This is a genomic window from Sulfolobus sp. A20 (genome assembly GCF_001719125.1).
Lineage (GTDB): Archaea > Thermoproteota > Thermoprotei_A > Sulfolobales > Sulfolobaceae > Saccharolobus.
In genome coordinates, this window is the sequence record NZ_CP017006.1 from 1884684 (window position 1) to 1904250 (window position 19567).

The window sequence follows — 19567 nt, forward strand, 5'->3', positions numbered from 1 at the left end:
ATTTTTCTTTTAAGTATTATTAACTACTTTAATGATCTCTCCACCACATATTGGACATTCTGAATATAGGACATTAAACTCTCTTTTGCAATTTTTACAGATATATTTAAATTTATAAACGCTAGTTACAGTACTGTTTACTCTAATGGAAGAATATTTGATTCCTAGGTATTTTAATACGTTTTGTACGGATAAATCATCTGTAAACACCATAGCAGGATATAAATCCATTGCTAATGCTATAACTGACCTATCAGTTTGCGATAATTTTCTCTCGTTCAGATCTTTTAGCAATATTTTATCTAGTTTTCTCCTGCTAGTTATAGAAGGTTTCATTACAATTACTTTGCCAGAAGAAATAGAAACCTCTAAATTAAATCTTGATACTTTGTCTCTAATCTCTTCTATAACTTCTTGTGTAGTATATACTCTATCTAGTGACAATTGCAGTCCGGCTAAGAACGCTCCAGTATCAAACACGATATGCATGTAACACTTCTCCTATTAAATCTAAATTATAAAACCTTAATATTTTCGCCTTTTTCTCTGAGGGTTTAATTATTATCTCTTGGTTAGTTCTTATCAAAGTAAAGATTTCGCCATCGACAACGACCCTGGCTGTCTGCATGTAGCCTTTGTCATCTAATTTCAATACTATTTTTTTCGGAGGTAATACAATAGATTTTAGATAGTAAAAGATCGGATTAACGAAAATTATTTCAATAGCATTTAAGTCTTTATATAGCAGAGAGTTTGTGATTGATAATCCCCATCCACTACTTCCTTGTGGAGTAGAGACTAATACTCCATCTCCTTCAACGGAAGCCTTTTCATTATCAAAGGATATACTTACCTTTATAGCTTCTGGTCTATCATAAAGAATTCCAGTTTCATTAAAAACTAGCTCGTTCTTATTATCTACCATCACTTCAAGCAACATGTATTCCTCTATTTTGAAATCTCCTTTCTTTAGTCTCGTTAAAGCTTCTTCAACTCTATCAATTGGAATATCCATTAAGAGACCTCTTCTTCCAGCTCTCACTGTAATAATAGGTTTACCTTCTTTTACAGCCTTTAACAAAGTTCCATCTCCCCCTATCGCTACAACGTAATCGAAGTCTCTATTCGTTATGTTAAATCCTAAGTTCTCAGCAATCTTAGCTATTTTTTCTACTGTAGGAGAAGTCTGTAGTGAAGGTTTGGTAACTATTTTTATGTTCATGTTCACTTTCCAATTTAATTTAAAGCTTATAATATTCTTAAGCTAAGTTATTCTGTTTCTTTAGAACGAGTATAGTAAGAGTGATGCAAAAAAGGCTAACTTTTATATGTTAGTTAATTAATTGTTGGATAACAAACTATGAAGGGAATAAGGATAATCGTTGCTAGAATAATTTATGCAATTCATTGGTTCTATCTTGCTCCATTAATTCCATACTTTATAACTAAATTCGATATTCCAGTAGATTTAAGTGGTATAATACCTTTTTCCTTCTTTCTTGGTACCGGAATTATGCAATTACCATCGGCATATATTTCTAGCAAATTAGGATTAAGAAATACTTTATTATTAGGTTTAGGTATAATGTCACTATCGCCATTATTTATAAGCTTTTCTAACTCGTTTTATCTTGTCCTAATCTCCTATTTAATTGATGGAATAGGTGCGTCTATGTTCTTTTCAACTGGGGGAGGCATCTTAGCCTTTTTGAATAGTAATTCTCCGGGTCTAGTGTTAGGAATTTATAACTCAGCCTTTGCCTTAGGAGGATTAATTGGGCTCAACTGGTCATTAATACTTGGAGGAAAACTTAATTTTTATATACTTTCTTTAATATCATTTATTTCATTGCTATTAAATATAAATAATCCTAATTTGAAACCTAATTGGAAAATTGTTAAAGACTATAGGATATTAATAATTGGAATTGCCTTTGCTGGGATTTGGGGGATTTATTACGCAATTGGTGAACTATACCCTACTTTTGCGTACTATTATCTTCATATAAATCTAATTAATTCTAGCTTATTTACATCTTTACTTTTAGTATCTTCAATGATAGGGGGGAGTCTTGCATTTCTAGCCGACAGAAGGGGAATAAGTAAGTTTAATCTCTTTATAATTTCATCTCTACTTGGATCTTTGCCATCTTTAATTTTTTATACAAATTTATATATTATAGGAATTATAATTATAGGAATATTTAATGAGTTAGCATTATCTGTCATGTATTCGATTATTGCCCTACTTCAGAAAGGTGCTAACACTACGGTAGGTTTAGCATTAGTAAACTCCATAAATATTCTAATAGGTATGAATTTTCAATTAATTGCCTCCTATTCTGGTTTCTATATGTGGTACGTGGTGAATGTTATAGGTATCCTGATGCTCTTACTAATATTTACGGTTAGGCGGAACGTCTCAGTATAACCTTTAGCTGAAATACTTTACTTTCATTAATGAGTTCTAGTTCCCCAGAACTATTTAAAAGCCTTATTTTGAAAACCTTTTGTTTAGGTCCTCCATTTACCCTTATAGTAATCCACGCATTAACACCATTTACAATTATTACTGTTTTTCCCGATATTTTCACTTTTTTGCTGGAAGATGGTAATAGTAGAATCTCCTCTTCAGTATATTTTTCACCAACATATTTTTTACCTTCAGTTATTATTATATTGTAATACCTAAACCACAAATATGATAGAATAGGTAATGGAATTATCAAAATTAAAGCAAATAATTGAAACGATTGAATCACATTTAATGTTAGGTAATCGGTAATATAAATTTGCATTAAAATTTAAATAGTATAAGTACGAGATGGTTACGGGTGCAAAAGAGTTTGGTCGAATATGACATGGTAGTTATAGGTGGAGGTCCTATAGGCCTTTTTTCAACATTCTACGCTGGTTTAAGAGATATGAAAGTTTTACTAATAGATGCACAAGATGAATTAGGCGGTCAATTAATTTCTTTATATCCTGAGAAAATTGTATATGATGTTGGTGGGTTTCCAGGTATTCAAGCGTATGATCTAGCACAAAGACTTGTTGAGCAAGCAAAAATGTTTAATCCAGATATCAGAATAAACGAGTGGGCTGATTGGATAGAGAAAAGTAATGATAATATGTGGACCGTAAAGACCGATAAAGGATCTTATAAGACAAAAACCATACTCATAGCAGCTGGAATTGGAAAAATAACTCCCTCTAGGCTAGGGGCAAAGGGAGAAATAGATTATGAGAACAGAGGAGTATATTACTCTGTCAGAAGGAAAAAAGATTTTGAAGGAAAAAGAGTATTAGTTGTAGGTGGAGGAGACTCAGCTGTAGACTGGGCTTTAACATTAGCTCCGCTAGCCAAATCAGTAACGTTAATTCACAGAAGAGACCAATTTAGGGCTCATGAGAGAAGTGTAAAAGAACTATTCAGTGTTGCTACTGTTTATACGTGGCATGAGCTTAAAGAAGTGAAAGGTGATGGCAATAGAGTTACTCAAGCAATAATATTTGACAACAGGACAAAGGAAGAGAAAGTGTTAGACGTTGATGCAATAATTATAAGTATAGGATATAAGGGCGACTTAGGAAAGATGCCTCAATGGGGAGTAACCATGAAAGGCAGGGATATAGTAGTAAATGGTAAAATGGAGACTAACCTACCTGGTGTATACGCAGCAGGTGATATTGCACAGGTAGAGGGCTCACCCAAGTTAGCATTAATAGCAACTGGATTTGGACAAGCGGCAATTGCGGTAAGTGTAGCTAAGAAATATGTAGAGCCCAATGCTTCATTGTTTGCTGGTCATAGTTCAGAAATGGATAAGTTTAAAGCTAAGTGATTTTCTTTTCATCATATTATTACGTAACGTATAAAAATCAACATTTCTAAATCAAATTGTGATTAAGAAGAGGGCTGAAAGGCTTAGCTTAACATTTCCGGGCGCTAGAAGCTTTTATATCATAGGAGATATAGCCATAATTACTCCAAAGGATGTTGAAGTAGATTATGTAAAATTAGCGAAGAAGATTATAGAAAATCACCCAAGAATAAAAGCTGTTTATTTGAAGAAAAGAGTGAGTGGAGAGTACAGAACAAATGAGTTAGAATTCTTATATGGTGAGAAAAAATCTGATACCATATATAAAGAGAACGGGGTAAAGTTCTATGTAAATTTGTTAGAGGTCTACGTTAATCCTTCTTTATCCAGAGATAGAGCAAAAAATCTAGAGATGATCAATAACCAAAAGACTATCTTAGATGCTTATACCGGCTACGGTGCGATAGCCCTTAATATAATTCATAAGATGAAGGTGTATGTTATAGCAGGGGATATTAACATAAATGGTTTGTATATGTTGAAGAAATCACTTAGCTTGAATAAATTTAAGGGAATGGTAGATATCGTAAATTATGATGCTAATTTTCTACCATTTAGGGATAAAGCTTTCGAAATAACGTTTGCTGACAATCCTACAATGGTAGTATATCATAAACATGAGCTATGTAGAGTATCTAAAGACGTTGTATTTTACATTTTAACTAACTCAGAAGAAGATGCTAGAGATAAATTAGGAAATACTGAATGGATTAAGATTAAGGACTATTCTAAGAATCTCTTTATCTTCAAGGGTCTTGTCAGATGCTAAAAGATAAACTATGCCAGTTTTACCTTTCTTCAATTCTTGAATTATCATTCGGTTTATATCCCTTGCAGCCTTATCAGAACGTATCATCACTGTGGATCCTTCAACATAATTTGATTTTCTAAACACCATTTTTCTTGAGCTGTTTAATTCAAGTTGCGAAGATCCACGCCCATGTATGATATCAATTAAGTTTTCTACTTTTATTACAGCGTAGATAAAGGTATTATCATTTCTTACAAGTTCCTTAAATTTTTGGGATAAATCTGCACTACCTTTACTGGCAAGAATACCTATTATGCAATCCCCTTTAGGTGTTAGATAGTCATCCCTAGTTATTTCGAAGGTAGTCTTGTGGGTTCCCTTTACGTTTTTATGACCTTTTATTATAATCTCTTCAACTTCAATCAATTTTAGCTAATATAAATGTATAACCTCTCACTTCTATAAGTTTAGCTCCAACAAGGGATGCTACTTTCTTTGCAAACTCTCTTCTATCTTCTTCTATATTGTAACCAATTTTCACTTTTACAACTTTATGATATTCCAATCTTCTTTTTATTTCATTTAATATGTTTTCACTTAGTCCGTTCTTTCCTATTCTTACATCAGCCGTTTTACTTTTGACCTGCTTTATTAGATCTCTTATTTCTTGTGAGTACATATCTCCGTTGCCAATTACAATTTAGACACGTTCTAATTAAAATCTTTGATCTTATTCTTCTTCTCTCAGTCAACCCTGGAATTAGAGGAGTGTAACATTTCCTGCAATACATTCTTTTATACTCTAATGGTATCTTTACCTTTCCCTTTCTAGAATACATTACTGCTAATCTTATGTAATTCCTTGCTAATTCGAGATTCCCTTGTTTAGCCATAATTACTGAAAGCTTTATAAGCTCTATGATTCTTGCCTTAATAGTCTTCTTTCTTACCATTACAGTAAATACTATAATCCTCTTATCTTAAAAATAACCTAATGGTTAATATCATTCTATTAGAATCAGCTATAGAGTTAGTTCCTAGAGAAATAGTAGATCATCCCTCAGTAATAAAGAATGCAAAGAGAAGAGGGAAGAAACCTGAAGATACGCTATTAGACATCTCTTTACATTATCATGCAATGAAGAGTTTGGAAAATAAATACAAGAGAGGAAGGCCAGATATAGTGCATCAAGCTTTATTATTAATACTAACCGATCCTACAGTTAAAGGAAATGTATACATTCATACTATTGAGTCAAAAATCATAAAAGTGAACCCTAATATGAGACCCCCTAAAAACTATTCAAGGTTCGTAGGATTGATGGAGCAATTATTAAGATATGGGAAGGTTCCTCCAGGATCAAATGAGCCTTTAATGGAAATTCTTAATTTAAAATTAGAGGATTTGTTAATGGAATTTAACTTAGTGTTATTAACAGAGAAAGGAGAAAAGATTAAGCCTGAGGAGTTATGTAAGTTGGACAATAAATGGATTTTAGGAATAGGTGCGTTCCCGCATGGGGATTTCTCAGATTATGTTGTAAAGATGGCTAAAAAAGCTTATTCAATAAGTAAATTTCCATTAGAAACAAATCAAGTTATTTGCAGAATATTTTCAGCTTGTAACATGGTTCTAGACTGGCCCTGAAAATTTTCCCCTTATTATGACTATCCCTCCCGGAATTGCCTCAACGTTAACTACCTTTAAATTATAAGCCTCGGCGATTTTTGCAAATATTCTTCCCGCACACAAAGTAGATACTGTACTAAACCCTATTCCAGTTACTCTAAACTCCATCAAGTCTCCATCACTTTTGACTACAACATTTCTGATAGGTAGAATTTCTCTAATGTTAGTATAAAAGTTAAGTAATTCCTCAATGGTAGAAGCCTTAGATTTTAAAAATGAACCTATCTGTTGACCAACTTCCTCACATAAAGTTTCATATTGCTTACTATCCTTTTCATAAGCTAATTTAGTCAAGTTCTCCAAGTACCACGTGGTCACTGGTACGATATCCAATGCCTTTGATATTAGATAATAGTCAACCAGACTTTCTAACATGTTTGGATCTTCACTTTCCTTTAACAGTTTTAAAAGAGCTTTCAGAGCTGTATTGGTCAGGGAGTATATTGTATATCCTCTCTTTTTTGCCTCATTCTCTAGTTGCTCTATTATGTCAGCCTCTGCAGCTATATTAACTCTTGGCATATTGTACCCAAATAAAAATTATAGGGATACCTATTTATATTTAGCCCGAGAAAGAAGTTGAGAGCCTTAAAAAATTAATGATGTGGTGTGAAAGCTATAATATCGAATATTACAAATAATATTAGAAGTACTATAAACCATCCTAGATACCAGTTCTCTCCAGTGATAAGAGATTTAATTAAGTCTACCCACGTTATATCACGCTTACTTTTCTCAGTCATATTATATCATAGAATATTGTATTAATTCTGGTTTATAACTTTTACTCCATTATTTACTACAAATTATATTTAATAAAAATATCCTGGCAATTCGATTAAATTATAGTAATTAATTTATCTCGTTGTGAATTGCAACAAAGGGAGAAGGTCGTTTTATCACGTGATAAAAAGAACAGCAAACCTAGCCTTTTAAGGCGGGGAGGAGGTCAGAAAACTAAAGTGGTATGATCACTTAAAAGGGAAATAGTACTTAAGCAAATAATATAATGGAAGGAGAGGGCATAGGAGTAATTCTTCAGAAGAGTGAGGCAAATACACTTCAAGGGCTTTTAAGATCTGATGAGGAAATCAGTATAGGACAATTATTTATGGTCGAGGATTCCAAAAAATTGACTCTAACTAGAGTAGAAAATTTTGAATTTATTAATGAATTCTTTGATGAAAAGGGAGAAATTGTCAAAAACATAATTAATGAACCTTCTGTTTACGACATTTTAAATATGAATACTGTTATAAAAGTAAACTTACATATAATCAGAAAATACAATCATAATTCCACTCCAAGACCCGGTTCGATAATTAAAAGATTACCTGAGATTAAAGATGAAAATCAATTACTCTGGTTTTATGGTATTAAAAATAAGGATGGGTTGATCGACTACGGATTTTTAGCCGGCTCAGATATACCTCTATTACTAGATCTAAATTCAATAACAATGCACATTGGAATATTTGGGGAAACAGGGAGCGGAAAGAGCTATAATATGAGATATATCATTCACAAGTTCTCTAACATAAAATTGCGTGATAAAGTAGTTGCAATACCTATGGTGATTTTTGACGCTAATGGAGACTATACGGATTTAGTGTCGATAAATATGGATTTAGTCTCTAAAGGGAGAGGATGGGTCAAAAGGTATGTACTAAGAGATCCTAAGGAATCTAATGATTTTAGATTAACGATAGATTTATCGATGTTTACACCTCGTGAACTGGCTGAGTTCATAATGTCATTAAAATATGGTCAGTCGAATTATAATAATTTACAGCTAAATTTTCTTGAGCAAATATTAGCACTTCATAACTCTGATGAGTACAATAGATTACTTGGTACAACAAATGGCATAGATATAATGAAGGAAGAAATAAATGCAATGGCTCAAACTAAAGATTACGGAATAACTACGAGCACTGCTAGAGGAATAATTAGTGCTTTGGAAATTTTTAGAAATAAAGTAATAAATAGGTTGCAATTGGTAAATTATTCTGCTTCGTTCAGTGAAAACACTTTAGAGGTATTGTGGAGAAATAAGGGATTAGCAATAATTGACTTCTCGGCCGAGGGCTCACCTGGAGTAGACATAACGACAAAACAATTAGTGGTAAGTTACATAGCTAGACTAGTCTATAATTATCTTACAAAGTCAAAGTATAACGGCTCTCAGAGGTTTATCGGTCTAGTTATTGAAGAAGCTCAAAACTATATCCCGTCTAATGATTACCCAATAAATGCTAACCTAACAAAGGATATCCTTGTTACGCTAGCAACACAAGGTAGGAAGTTTGGTATTTCCCTAATATTGGTAAGCCAAAGACCGGCTTTCATAGACAAGTACGTTTTATCTATGATTAATACATTTTTCTTTCATAGAATATATCATGAAGATGTAAGGTATGTTATGTCAGCCTCTGGAGGATTACCAGAATCTCTAGTTAAGAACTTAACTAGTCTTGATACTGGTTATGTGGTTGTGAGCGGTCTGATGTCAGTTATGAAAAGCCCCGTGCTAGTGAGAATACCTTGGGATTCTAGGTTGGGATCATACGCTGGTAATGTGGAGAGACTTGATATTGTATTAAGCGAAAGGTGATAGAGTGTGAGCTGTAGTAAAAGAGTTAGCGAAACCGCTTCAGATCCCTCTTACATTTATCAAATCTTTTCATGCGTAGTTGATGAATCTCAACAATATTTAGATAGGCTAAAGTTCTTTAAGCAAGCTAAAGATGAGATCGAGAGAATAAGCGTATATAAGCAATCGCCAGAAATAGTAGCTTTAGTAGCAGACTGGGGACAAGGAAAGAGTTCTCTCCTAGATATCATAGAAGAATATGCTAGAAGCAATAATGCTAGCGTAATAAAGACATCGTTTAAGGAAATAATCCAAAACCCTAAAGCTATTCTTAACTTCAAAAACGGAGTATATTTGATTGATGAAGTTGAGAGTCTAATTGATTATTATAGCGAGTATGATGGAGAAATGAAAGAATTTTGGGATAACATTAAGGAATTAGCAAATTCTGAAGGCAATTCGGTAGTATATTTATCTATGACGCCCAGCGCATATTCAAAAATATTTGGTGTTGGAGGGCATTTGTACTCACTTTTACCAGAGACGTATCCAGCTTTGACAAGTAGGATAAGGAAAGTAGTTATTCAAAATCCCTCTAAATTGGAATTTCTCACAATGCTGAAATGCATGTTGAAGATATCTGAAGTTAAGGATAGTGACATATTAAAATATATGGATTTGCCGTTTTGGGTTATAGATCCAGAAAGAAGAAAGTATGTGAGGTTCTTTAATGATATCCTTTGTACAAATTATCCTAATGTAGATAAGATATTTAATGAGCTAGCAAGATCTGATAAGGGTCTTCAACTAAACGCTGAGGGTGAGACTGTAAAGCTTGATAGCTTAACAAATTTAGAGAACTCGCTTGACGAGAATGAGTTAAGAAAGCTTCGAAGAGTTCTAATGAGTAGGATATTTTCCGATAAGAACTTAATTATAAAACCTATCGAAAAGAACATAGTAAAAGGTTTTTTAGTACCTTACTCGAAGTGGTTAGAATTATTTCCTAAGGGATCAGATGTTGGATATGTTGAGGACTTTATACTAACGATTAATGACAATAAGATAAGTGTTTTTATCTCTGATGAAATAGATAAAGTGGTATTTGAAGGAGTCGATACTAGTAAAATAAAAGATAAAATACGTAAGTTAATTCCGCTCTACGAAAGTGAAGCATACGCATTGCAATGGAGTTTCTTTGAAAGTCTAGTGAATACTAACGTTGGAGGATTAATAGTTGAATTTAAGTCCAGAGAGATTAGAGATAAGGCATTAGAATTTGTAAATAATAGTATCACTGATATAAATAAGCAAATGGAAGCTATAGAGAATTTTATAGAGTTAAATAACATTAAAATATTAGACAAGGAGCGGGTAGGGAGATATTCAAGATTATTGAAAGTTCAAGTAAGTGATAATGTTATTATTTCGGTTATTTTAGTCAAAGCTACAGACTCTAATGAGATAGACGAAATAATAGAAGAAATTAGGGAGTCTAATGAAATCATTCACGGTTGTATTATTATTGATCTTGATACGGATCATACTAAACTCATGGAATTTTTAAATTCTTTAGCAATACCATTCGTTAAAATAGATTTGTCAACTCCTAAAAAAAGACAGTTATTATATTTGCTGTATTCAAAAATCTACGGTAATAGTAGAGTAAGGTTTGAGGCAATTGACTTAAGGTTAGGCGATGTCAAGAACTCTATAAATGTTATTATTTCTAAAATTTTAGGTAATATTAAAGTAAGAAAGTTACCAATTCCTAAAAATAAAAGGTTAATTCAATCAATTAATTGGCTGATATTTTATCCTAATAAGGAAGTGAGTAATGTAGAAGTGATTTTTGAGAAGGTAAATGAAATAGTTAATGAGAAGTTTAGAATTTACGGCAGTAAACAATTTCATTTGGAGGACATAGAGACTGCTGAAACATTCAAAGAAGATATAATCAACTACTTTGTATCTAACGACGTTCTAAAGACCATGGCTAACTACGTTGATTTTAGCAATTATCTAGGCGACTATGTAAATAACTTTTCTAAACTATTAGCCGGCTTTATGAGGCAAAAATTTAAAGATAATGCAGAAGATATGCTAGTTAACTATATTTTGTTTTTTGCAGATATTATAGATAAGAGGAAAGATATTAGTAAAGCGAATCCGCTAATTTTCTCTTATCAAATATTTAGCCCAGATACTAAAATAGGTCAGAATCCAACCTTAGACTTTCTAACTTATTTATCTATTGTTTCTGGAGAAGTTGCTAGGAATTTAGATTATTCTAAAGTATACGAGAAGCTGGTTGATCACGTTAAAAAAATAAGCGAAAAACTCAATAACCCATACTTAACCTATGGCTATTTCATTACAGCCAAGAGAAGAGGTGCAGGTATTAGAAGCTTAACTGAAATGAAAGAAGTTTTAGAAAGTTATAAGAGGGGATGCATTACTTATAAAGACGTTAGATTATGCTATTGCTATCTTTCATTATCTAAGGTTTATTTGGATTTGTTAAATCAAACTGAGGCTGCTGTAAATGAGGCAGAAAGAATAGTGAATGATATTGAAAATAAATTGGAAATAGTAATTAAAGCTACTAAATACATTAAGATAAATGAGGAAATAGACGAAGTTAAACAGATTAGAAATTTGATTGATTCAATAAAAACAAATTTTGAAAGATATATGGTCGAATTATCTAAAAAAGTTCAGCAAATAAATGAGAGCAAAGAGACTGAGCTATTTAAGAAACATCTAGATTACTTGATCAGTGCAATTAACTTAGAAGGAGATCTTAATCTATATTTACTATTGTTTAAGCTTATGAGTGAAACGTTAAAAGGCGTTAGAGTATCGATAGATGAGTTGAACGGAACCGTCGTGGAGAGAATAACTTCGTTAGCTAAGATAGGGGATGAGCTAAGAGATCTGGAAGTTTTGATAGGCGAATTGGAGAAGATTAGTCCCGAGTTACCGAGATTAAGGGATAGTATTGAAAAGAAGAGAGAGAAAATATCTCAACTCATTAGCGAAATACACGAGGTGATAAAGAGTCATGAAATTGCGTGAATTGATTAATGAGTTAACCGACTTAGAGCAGGAGTTGGACTTTGATAAATTAAAAGAAGAGGATTATCAATTAAGTAAGCTCATAGAACAGTTAGAAAAAAGTAAGGAATCTATTGAAAATTCCTTAAAGTTAGTTAAGGTTTTGGAAGATAAAAGCAAGGACATCGTTTCTAACGATTTCATTAAGGGTCTTAATGAGGTGAAAACATTGATTAGCGAAATATCTAATACCAACGATCCAACGAGAATAATAATATTAGCCTCTGATATTAAGAACAGATTAGAAATCTTAGAACGTGAAATAAACAATGAGCTGAACAGGCTAATAAGTGAGAAAATTAAAAATATTAACGAGATAAATAATAAATTGGGTATATTTGCTAGAGTATTAGTACAATTTTTAAGACTTCCTGTTGAAGTAAAGACGTTTCCGGTACCATCAGATAGGTCGATATCGAAATTAAGTGAGATTGAGAGACAAGCAATTAGATACTTAGAAGATATACGGAAACTTACTATTGAGCGAATAAACGAAAATAATGAGAATATTAGTTTAAGTCCATCAGAGCTCGATTTACTGTTAGAGCTACTAGAGAAAGGAGAAGTTAAAATAAATAGAAATAATCTAGAAAGTATATATAAAGTAATAAAGATATTAACGGAGAGGGGTATTACAATTCAGGTGAGATTTTGAATATAAATGATATTTTGGCTAAGATAAATGAAATGGCTAATAGAGATATAGAACAACTAAGTAAATTAAAGACTTTCGTTAATTTAATATATGATGACATAGTAAATGGTAGTACTGATATAAATATCAAATTTTTAGAAGCTAAAGATAACACGAACCACGTTGCTTGTAGTATTGACGGTAGTAAGTACGAAATTGAATTATCGGATATAACTTTAATTATCGCGAGGGCAGTGAGAATTATCGGACACTTAAAGGATAATAAAGGAATTCCATCAAGTATATTAGAAGATTTTAGAATAATAGAAAATTATTATGATAAAAATATCATTTCTAACAAGTCTATCTTATTTATGTTAAGTCTAGAAACTAGATTACTTGAGACATGTGAAGAGTGTGATGTTATTTTTCTTGATGGTCCTATTGTTGATCCACCTACTTACTATGAAGAGGATATAGATTTAGAGGGGATTATGAGCTTGGGTAAGCTGGCAATGTATAGATCTCTCCTCATAAAAAATCTATTGGATAACCGAAAGAAAATCTTTGGAATAGTTAAGAATTTCTCTCATAGAATTATGACGAAAAAGTTTATCAGTAATGGATTCAGTGTTTTGAGTAAAGCTAGAGAAAGTTACTTGGTAGGAAATATTATATATAGATTTAGATTGGAAAATAATGAATTTAGTAAGCCAGTCTTTCTAGGATGGATCAATTGGGATTTATTGATGGATCATAATAATACATTAGATGACTTAAAGGGAATTTCTAAAGCTTATGAAAATTATAAGAGAAATCTTGGAGACTTTTCAATATACTCGGCTTATTATCAGTATGATGCCAATTCCCCACTAGCAAGATTAGATGTGGTTTATAGATTAGAGCCTAAAATAGAGGATATAAAATATGTAAATACTTGGGCGATAGCGAGAACTGAAGAAATAACGTTACTAAATAAGTTAGCTGATGATTTTTCAGAAATTAAATTCAGTGAAGCTAGAAACTATGCCACATTATTTAAACTAATGAGAGATAATTATTTAGATGCCAAAGACAAGTTAATCGAATTAATGATGAAAAGTAAGATTTAAGGAATGATGAAGAATCCTAGTCCAGCTGAAGGGTTAAGATTGTTTAGTGTCAGCCTGTATCTTTTTAGATAATGTTGATAATGCCACTGATGTTCCTAATGTTGGATAAATTTCGTTACCTGCAGGTACTACAATTATCAGCCCACCCCTTTGAGAAATATCAGATAAGGTTTCAAGGAACCTTAATTGAAGAGCTGTAGGATTATCTCTATAGTATGTTGAAGCATCAGCCAATATACTAGCAGCTTGTCTTTCACCTTCACTTAATATAACTTTAGCTCTTCTCAGTCTCTCTGCTTCAGCTTGTTTAGCCATAGCTGTAAGAAGGTCTTGTGAGAGCCTTATATCCCTTATTGTTACTGCAGTTACTTTAATTCCCCAACCTTCAGTACTGATGTCTAATATTTCTTGAAGTTTTCTATTGATTTCTTCCCTCTTACTTAGCAGTTCGTCTAATTCCATCTGTCCTACTATATCCCTCAGTGAAGTTTGAGCTAGATTAAGCACAGCAACGTTATAATTATAAACACTTATTACAGCTTTTTGTGGATCTATTACTTTGTAATATACCACTGCGTCTACACTAACTGTAACATTATCCTTAGTCAATATAGTTTGTGGAGGTACTTCAACAGTATTAACTCTTAGGTCTACTACTAATGGTCTATCAACAAATGGTATTAGAAATATAATACCTGGCCCCTTTATCCTAAGAAATCTTCCTAATCTTAGTACTACTGCTCTTTCCCACTCCCTCACTACTCTGAAGGACATCGCTACAAATATTATTATTATTATGAACAAAAACACCAAACCTACAATTAAACCTATATCAATTGCCACTTTTTTACTCCCCAATATATAAACTATAATTTGAACCTTATTAATATTGCTGAAATTACCATACCAATTACGAAAGCTAAAATGTAGATTATGATATACATGTTAAATCCTATCTGATTATTTGTTTGTTTTGTAGTTGTTGTGGGGCTTTGTTTCGAAAGTACGGATTTAATTCCATTTTTAAATGAATTTTGAAATGATTTTAAAAAGTTTAATAATTGCTGATAATAAGTTTGTATCTTTGTGGTCAAGGAATTAAGTATTGGTGAGGAGTAATAATAGGCTGAAGACAGAGTATAGTTACCGGGAAAATAAACTTCGTAAAAAGAGTAATTTTCGTATGAAAATTCAGCAATACCGGAGGAATTAGTGATGGATTTAGCAGCGACTGAGGGAGGAAAACCTGTTTCAAGATATACCTCTTGATCTGGTATAGGTTCTCCATTAATGCTGATGTTAACGTATATTTTGTTCTCGGTTTGGTTAACTTTAATCTGGGGAGGAATAGGCCATAATATATTAGGAGTGTTTATACCCGGAGACTCAAAAGCGAGTGGTGAAAAGATGTTGCGTAAATATGTATTTACTTTTGTTCCATAAGCTGATTCGGCAGTATCAAATCCAATCGAGTATGCATTAGGGACTATTGTTAATGATTTGCCATTAAAATAGTATAGCTGGGTTGTAGCTGTTACATTCATGTATACCATACTACCTCCCCCCGGTCCACCCCATACTAGTTCCAAGTCATTTGGTAGCCCTAGAATGGAAAAACCTCCTATCTGAAATAGTCCGATTATAGGCAAGGTAAAATATATTCCTTTGTGGTTGTTTATATCATAACCGAATTGTAACGTAGAGTTAACTATGTCCATAAATAAGGAAATATGTAAAGGAAGACTTTCTTTAAAAGTAGGTCCTTGATAGTAGATTATTCCTAGACCTTGATACACTTCAGAATCGTTTAATGTTGTATTATAAAACGGGCCGCTTAAATTCCATACATTTACTATAAGTGTTAAGTAAAATGTATTGGAAGAAATTTGATGAAATAATATCACGTTTTGAGCCCAATATTTGCCTAATATCATTGCATTTAATTGTAGGGACGCGTTACCATTGGTCAAAAGCTGTCCTTGTAAATACGAATCTCCTATTTTCAAGCTAGTAATATTTATCTCCCCTTGAACAAAATTAGTATAAATTATCGTATTTATTGGAAAGCTGGATATGCCAGTAGGAAAGGAAAATATTAAGGCTTGTGATTGTACCGTTAAGGGAAGTAATAGCGAAAGCAATAGAATTATTATGGGAATAATCTTGTACATCAGAAATATATATTAATTATACTAATAAAAATTTGTGGCACACCCAGTAGCTATTACAATAATAATCATTGTTATTTTGATAGCTGTGCTTGTGATTACGGGTTATATTTCTGATCCAATAATTGACATTCCTTCGCTAGCCCTCTTAGGATTTCTTACATATAGGGTAATTAATGTTGTAATTAAAACTAGAGGGAGAAATTTGTATTCTTATGAGGGAAAGATAGGCAAAGCATTAGAGGATATGAAGGTGGGAAAAGAGGGTTACGTTTTAGTAGAAGGAGAATATTGGCAGGCAATTGCACTGGAAGATATTAAAAAAGGTGAGGACATAGTTGTTGTTAAAAGGGAAGGATTAAAACTAATAGTGAAGAAGAGGGCGAGTAGAGTTGAGACAGATAGAGTATAGAGAATTAATAAATATGTTAAGACAAAGAGGTTGGGAAGTAAAGGAAAATCAAAACGAGATCTTAGCTATTTATTACCCACCCCCTATAGAAGAGGCTGGAGGTGAAAATTATGGTGAGGCATCTCAAAGATACTATTTGTTGAAGTTCATTAAAAATGGTGACTTAGCTTATCTTGATTCCGCCTTGCTCATAGAGGAAGATAAAGTTATAAGAGCTATGAGTAAAGATGAAGTTGAGCTTTGGTTAGAAAGTTTGATAGGTGGATAATTTATGTATATTTTTGTATACGGTAGCCTTAGGTATGGTTTTGAGTTACATCATATCATTTCCAAGTCTAGGTTTGTTGGTTTAGGATACATAGAAGGATACGATATGTATGATTTAGGTAGTTATCCAGGTATTATAAAAGGAGATGGTGTTGTATGGGGCGAAGTGTATGAGATAAATGATGAGTTAATTAAATTTCTTGATGAGGTAGAAGACTACAAGGGTTCTCCTGATGACTTATATACTAGGCAGAGAACTAGGGTTTTCTTCGATCAAAAGAGGAAATATTATATTGATAATGTATTTTTCTATAAGTATAATAGGGAAATAGTAGATAGGAAAGAGATAGAGTCTGGTGACTATTCTGCTTGGATAGGTATGCCTATAATAGTAAACTATTTTGCATACGCAGAGAACACAAATTTAAATGTTCTTCATTCAAGAGGGGTTGACTTAATTTTAAGTGAAATTCCTGCATACTCCCTAGGGTATAGGATGATATTCAATATCCCTTGTAAGTACGGTTATTGCGCAAATTTAGTTGAAGAGCCTAATGGAAAGATTTGTGGCTATTTGCAGAAGGTCTTCCTTCACACTCTAAATTCTTTAGATAGAGCTGAGCAACATTTGATAAAGTATATGAGAGAAGTTGTAAAGGTTTATGATAAAGAGGGGAAAGAGTATTTTGCTTATGCGTATATTTCAAGTCATAAGGAAGATGAAAGAGATCCAAGTAATGAATACGTAGAAATTATAAGAGAAGGTTTAAAGAGAGGTTGGGGTAATAGTTGTATTAGTACGGGTTTAGATAAGTACATATGATGAGCCTGGCATAACCTATTTGATGACGATCGAACTCGGTTCTGATTTTACTGTTTAAAAATTCTTATTAGCTATATTAACAATTAAATTAATTAGTGGGATGTTGAATCTTGATGAAGTATATAAACAATATAAGAACGGAAATTTAAATTACGCTCTTAAACTCGTAAATGAGATAATAGCTCAAAATCCTGAACTGAGAGAAGCTTATTCTATTAAAGGAAGAATTCTGATGGAGATGGGCAAATTAGATGAGGCTCTAGATAGTTTCATGAAAGCTAACGATAGTTTGGGAATAGCCAAAGTTCTAATAGCTAGAGGTCTTTATGCTGATGCACTACAATACCTTGAGAAAGGGGATTCTGACGAATTCAAAAAATTACGGGCATTAATATATTTAAGGCTTGAAGATTTCGATAAGGCATTCAATGAAGTGAAAGAAATAACGGGAAATGATGATCCCTTAATATATAAAATAAAAGGTATTTCTGAGTTTAAGTTAGGTAGATTCCTGGATGCTATAAGGGATCTTAGTAGAGCAATAGAGTATTATCCCATGGATGCCGAATTATATTTGTTTAGGGCTCTATCCCTCAAGGAATTGGGGGATTACAAGGAAGCGGAGAATGATTTACAAGTTGCTATTAATTTAAACCCGTATTATGCTGAAGTCTACTTTAATTTAGGTGAACTAAAAGAAAGAACCGGATCTTTACAAGATGCAGTTACGTTGTATTCTAAGGCTATTGCTTTGAACCCTAACTACAGAGGAGCATACGTGAGAAGAGCTAAAAGTTATATGAAATTAGGTATGGAAGAAGAAGCTATGAGCGATATTGAAAGGGTTAGAGAGCTTGACGGGTCTTAAGTTTAAATAAGATATACAAATATATATTAAACATGGAGTGCTCAACTAAGCAGTTCAGAGAGATAAGGGGTTTCACCTTTTTAGTTCCTAATTGTGACAAGAACTTTCTGCAAGAAAAATTTAGTTTATTTCGAAAATTAGCAAATGAGGAAAATAAGACATATATTATAAGGATAGCTGATTCAAATTACTTTAGGTTTGAAGTACTTATGCTACCTAATTCTTTGACCTTACTTACTATATCAACCGTAAGAGGAACCAATAATATAAATTTAAGAGACTTTGAGATGCTAGATGAATTGCAAACATTATCCTGCTGTGCTTGCGTAAAAGATGAACTAATTAATGTAACCTCAAACTTCTTGGGAACAGCACAATTAAGTGAAGCGGAGGTAGTAGACTTAATCAGTTCAGAGGAAGAATTTAAAGTAGATTTAGACTGCAGTAAGGTAACATGGAATGAGATAAAGATACCCGAACAAGTGGAAGGTAAATGGGTGACATCAGAGCTCGCTTATACTAACAGATTATATCTGAAAGCTTTAGTAGGTCAAGGGAAGTTTTTGACTATATCTACCGAAAGACCTCAAAACTCGATAAAATTTATTACAATTGATAGACTAAGAGCTTTATGTTGTTTCATTGCTCAATTAAAAAAGAAAATTGATGGATGTCAAAGTTTAAGAGAAGTATTAAACGGATACTTACAGGTGGAGGTTCCAAGAAAAAGGAAAAGAACATGAGTGAAGACGTAACTCCTATATATGCTTTAGGAAATTTTGTAATGGATAAATCAGGCACTGTTACTCAGTATACTTTTTTCTATTATTATGATAAAAACACATATTATGCTAGCTTAAGTAAAGAAATACTTAAGGAAGAGTTAAACGAGATTAGACGTAATATGCAGAGATTTTTGGACGAAGAACAAATCCTTATAAACGGTGTCAGAAGTTTAGCTAAGGTAATCAATATTGACCTTTTTCTTCTTGATATCGAACATCCGGTACTAGAATTTATAATTGTATTCAGAGGGAGGTTGAGAAAGGGAGTTAACGTTTATGAGAATTCTTATGAGGAAGAGGTCGCGGAATACCCTTATCAGGCTATTTGGAAATTACCAGGTAAAGTAATTCACGTAAATATGAATGGGAAAATTAGTATATTTAAAAATTTTTTAAAGATTAAGGTAGATAAGGGAACTAAAGTTGGAGGAGTAGAGATTATAAAGTTCCTTCTAAGATAACT

24 protein-coding genes are annotated in these 19567 nt (G+C 32.6%); 14 read left to right on the forward strand and 10 right to left on the reverse strand.

Annotated features, from left to right (window positions below; all coding sequences use genetic code 11):
* Window positions 1-9: 9 nt before the first annotated feature.
* The gene (locus BFU36_RS09735; RefSeq protein ID WP_069283815.1) at window positions 10-489 is read right to left on the reverse strand and encodes an NOB1 family endonuclease; all 480 of its coding nucleotides are present in this window, start codon (window positions 487-489) and stop codon (window positions 10-12) included.
* Window positions 473-1222 (reverse strand): NAD(+)/NADH kinase, encoded by a 750-nt coding sequence (locus BFU36_RS09740; RefSeq protein ID WP_069283816.1) that lies wholly within the window; start codon window positions 1220-1222, stop codon window positions 473-475. Before BFU36_RS09740 ends, BFU36_RS09735 begins: the two co-directional genes overlap by 17 nt.
* A gap of 138 nt (window positions 1223-1360) precedes the next feature.
* On the opposite strand from BFU36_RS09740, the gene BFU36_RS09745 reads away from it, so the two are divergent.
* The gene (locus BFU36_RS09745) at window positions 1361-2431 is read left to right on the forward strand and encodes an MFS transporter (RefSeq protein ID WP_069283818.1); all 1071 of its coding nucleotides are present in this window, start codon (window positions 1361-1363) and stop codon (window positions 2429-2431) included.
* Here the strand turns inward: BFU36_RS09745 and BFU36_RS09750 are convergent.
* Window positions 2409-2798 (reverse strand): hypothetical protein, encoded by a 390-nt coding sequence (locus tag BFU36_RS09750; protein WP_069283820.1) that lies wholly within the window; start codon window positions 2796-2798, stop codon window positions 2409-2411. The two genes, BFU36_RS09745 and BFU36_RS09750, sit on opposite strands and share 23 nt — an antisense overlap.
* A gap of 48 nt (window positions 2799-2846) precedes the next feature.
* Here BFU36_RS09750 and BFU36_RS09755 point away from each other — a divergent pair, with 48 nt between their 5' ends.
* Together BFU36_RS09755 and BFU36_RS09760 are read left to right on the forward strand one after the other, a co-directional pair.
* A complete protein-coding gene (locus BFU36_RS09755) occupies window positions 2847-3845 on the forward strand; it encodes an NAD(P)/FAD-dependent oxidoreductase (RefSeq protein ID WP_069284709.1) in 999 nt (332 codons plus the stop codon).
* Between the two features lie 61 nt (window positions 3846-3906).
* On the forward strand, window positions 3907-4653 hold the full coding sequence (locus BFU36_RS09760; protein ID WP_069284710.1) for a methyltransferase: 747 nt from the start codon (window positions 3907-3909) through the stop codon (window positions 4651-4653).
* Here BFU36_RS09760 and BFU36_RS13615 read toward each other — a convergent pair.
* From BFU36_RS13615 to BFU36_RS09770, 3 genes are read right to left on the reverse strand one after another with little or no spacing between them, the layout of a single operon-like run.
* The gene (locus BFU36_RS13615) at window positions 4576-5061 is read right to left on the reverse strand and encodes a DUF371 domain-containing protein (protein WP_083216383.1); all 486 of its coding nucleotides are present in this window, start codon (window positions 5059-5061) and stop codon (window positions 4576-4578) included. The two genes, BFU36_RS09760 and BFU36_RS13615, sit on opposite strands and share 78 nt — an antisense overlap.
* Window positions 5054-5314, reverse strand: coding sequence for a YhbY family RNA-binding protein (locus BFU36_RS09765; protein ID WP_069283822.1), 261 nt, complete (start codon window positions 5312-5314; stop codon window positions 5054-5056). Before BFU36_RS09765 ends, BFU36_RS13615 begins: the two co-directional genes overlap by 8 nt.
* Window positions 5268-5588 carry a ribonuclease P protein component 4 gene (locus BFU36_RS09770; protein WP_069283824.1) on the reverse strand — a complete coding sequence of 107 codons (321 nt, stop codon included), beginning with the start codon at window positions 5586-5588 and terminating at the stop codon, window positions 5268-5270. The genes BFU36_RS09765 and BFU36_RS09770 overlap by 47 nt, the downstream gene beginning before the upstream one ends.
* Window positions 5589-5629: 41 nt before the next feature.
* Here BFU36_RS09770 and BFU36_RS09775 point away from each other — a divergent pair, with 41 nt between their 5' ends.
* Entirely contained in the window at window positions 5630-6283 is a 654-nt protein-coding gene (locus BFU36_RS09775) for a 16S rRNA methyltransferase (RefSeq protein WP_069283828.1), read from the forward strand.
* Here the strand turns inward: BFU36_RS09775 and BFU36_RS09780 are convergent.
* Together BFU36_RS09780 and BFU36_RS14090 are read right to left on the reverse strand one after the other, a co-directional pair.
* The gene (locus tag BFU36_RS09780) at window positions 6269-6847 is read right to left on the reverse strand and encodes a hypothetical protein (protein WP_069283829.1); all 579 of its coding nucleotides are present in this window, start codon (window positions 6845-6847) and stop codon (window positions 6269-6271) included. The genes BFU36_RS09775 and BFU36_RS09780 overlap by 15 nt on opposite strands.
* A 74-nt stretch (window positions 6848-6921) precedes the next feature.
* Window positions 6922-7068: a hypothetical protein gene (locus BFU36_RS14090; protein ID WP_197490527.1), complete on the reverse strand. Its 147-nt coding sequence runs from the start codon at window positions 7066-7068 to the stop codon at window positions 6922-6924.
* Between the two features lie 266 nt (window positions 7069-7334).
* Between BFU36_RS14090 and BFU36_RS09785 the strand changes: the two genes are divergently transcribed.
* From BFU36_RS09785 to BFU36_RS09800, 4 genes are read left to right on the forward strand one after another with little or no spacing between them, the layout of a single operon-like run.
* On the forward strand, window positions 7335-8939 hold the full coding sequence (locus BFU36_RS09785; protein WP_069283831.1) for an ATP-binding protein: 1605 nt from the start codon (window positions 7335-7337) through the stop codon (window positions 8937-8939).
* Between the two features lie 6 nt (window positions 8940-8945).
* Complete coding sequence (locus BFU36_RS09790; RefSeq protein ID WP_069283832.1) at window positions 8946-11996, forward strand: hypothetical protein; 3051 nt, start codon at window positions 8946-8948, stop codon at window positions 11994-11996.
* A complete protein-coding gene (locus BFU36_RS09795; RefSeq protein WP_069283837.1) occupies window positions 11983-12690 on the forward strand; it encodes a hypothetical protein in 708 nt (235 codons plus the stop codon). Before BFU36_RS09790 ends, BFU36_RS09795 begins: the two co-directional genes overlap by 14 nt.
* On the forward strand, window positions 12687-13781 hold the full coding sequence (locus BFU36_RS09800) for a DNA double-strand break repair nuclease NurA (RefSeq protein ID WP_069283838.1): 1095 nt from the start codon (window positions 12687-12689) through the stop codon (window positions 13779-13781). The genes BFU36_RS09795 and BFU36_RS09800 overlap by 4 nt, the downstream gene beginning before the upstream one ends.
* A gap of 33 nt (window positions 13782-13814) precedes the next feature.
* Here the strand turns inward: BFU36_RS09800 and BFU36_RS09805 are convergent, their stop codons facing one another.
* The gene (locus BFU36_RS09805) at window positions 13815-14624 is read right to left on the reverse strand and encodes a slipin family protein (RefSeq protein WP_069284711.1); all 810 of its coding nucleotides are present in this window, start codon (window positions 14622-14624) and stop codon (window positions 13815-13817) included.
* A 23-nt stretch (window positions 14625-14647) separates the two neighbouring features.
* On the reverse strand, window positions 14648-15952 hold the full coding sequence (locus BFU36_RS09810) for a thermopsin family protease (RefSeq protein WP_069283840.1): 1305 nt from the start codon (window positions 15950-15952) through the stop codon (window positions 14648-14650).
* Between the two features lie 34 nt (window positions 15953-15986).
* Between BFU36_RS09810 and BFU36_RS09815 the strand changes: the two genes are divergently transcribed.
* The 6 genes from BFU36_RS09815 (at window position 15987) to BFU36_RS09840 (ending at window position 19565) form a co-directional block, all read left to right on the forward strand.
* Window positions 15987-16361, forward strand: a complete 375-nt coding sequence (locus BFU36_RS09815; protein ID WP_069283842.1) for an NfeD family protein — start codon at window positions 15987-15989, stop codon at window positions 16359-16361.
* Entirely contained in the window at window positions 16342-16629 is a 288-nt protein-coding gene (locus BFU36_RS09820) for a hypothetical protein (RefSeq protein WP_069283844.1), read from the forward strand. The genes BFU36_RS09815 and BFU36_RS09820 overlap by 20 nt, the downstream gene beginning before the upstream one ends.
* Before the next feature lie 3 nt (window positions 16630-16632).
* Complete coding sequence (locus BFU36_RS09825; protein WP_069283846.1) at window positions 16633-17451, forward strand: gamma-glutamylcyclotransferase; 819 nt, start codon at window positions 16633-16635, stop codon at window positions 17449-17451.
* Between the two features lie 100 nt (window positions 17452-17551).
* Window positions 17552-18319: a lipopolysaccharide assembly protein LapB gene (locus BFU36_RS09830; RefSeq protein ID WP_069283848.1), complete on the forward strand. Its 768-nt coding sequence runs from the start codon at window positions 17552-17554 to the stop codon at window positions 18317-18319.
* 32 nt (window positions 18320-18351) lie between these two features.
* Entirely contained in the window at window positions 18352-19062 is a 711-nt protein-coding gene (locus BFU36_RS09835; protein ID WP_069283850.1) for a hypothetical protein, read from the forward strand.
* Window positions 19059-19565, forward strand: a complete 507-nt coding sequence (locus BFU36_RS09840; protein WP_069283852.1) for a hypothetical protein — start codon at window positions 19059-19061, stop codon at window positions 19563-19565. Before BFU36_RS09835 ends, BFU36_RS09840 begins: the two co-directional genes overlap by 4 nt.
* Window positions 19566-19567 lie beyond the last annotated feature (2 nt).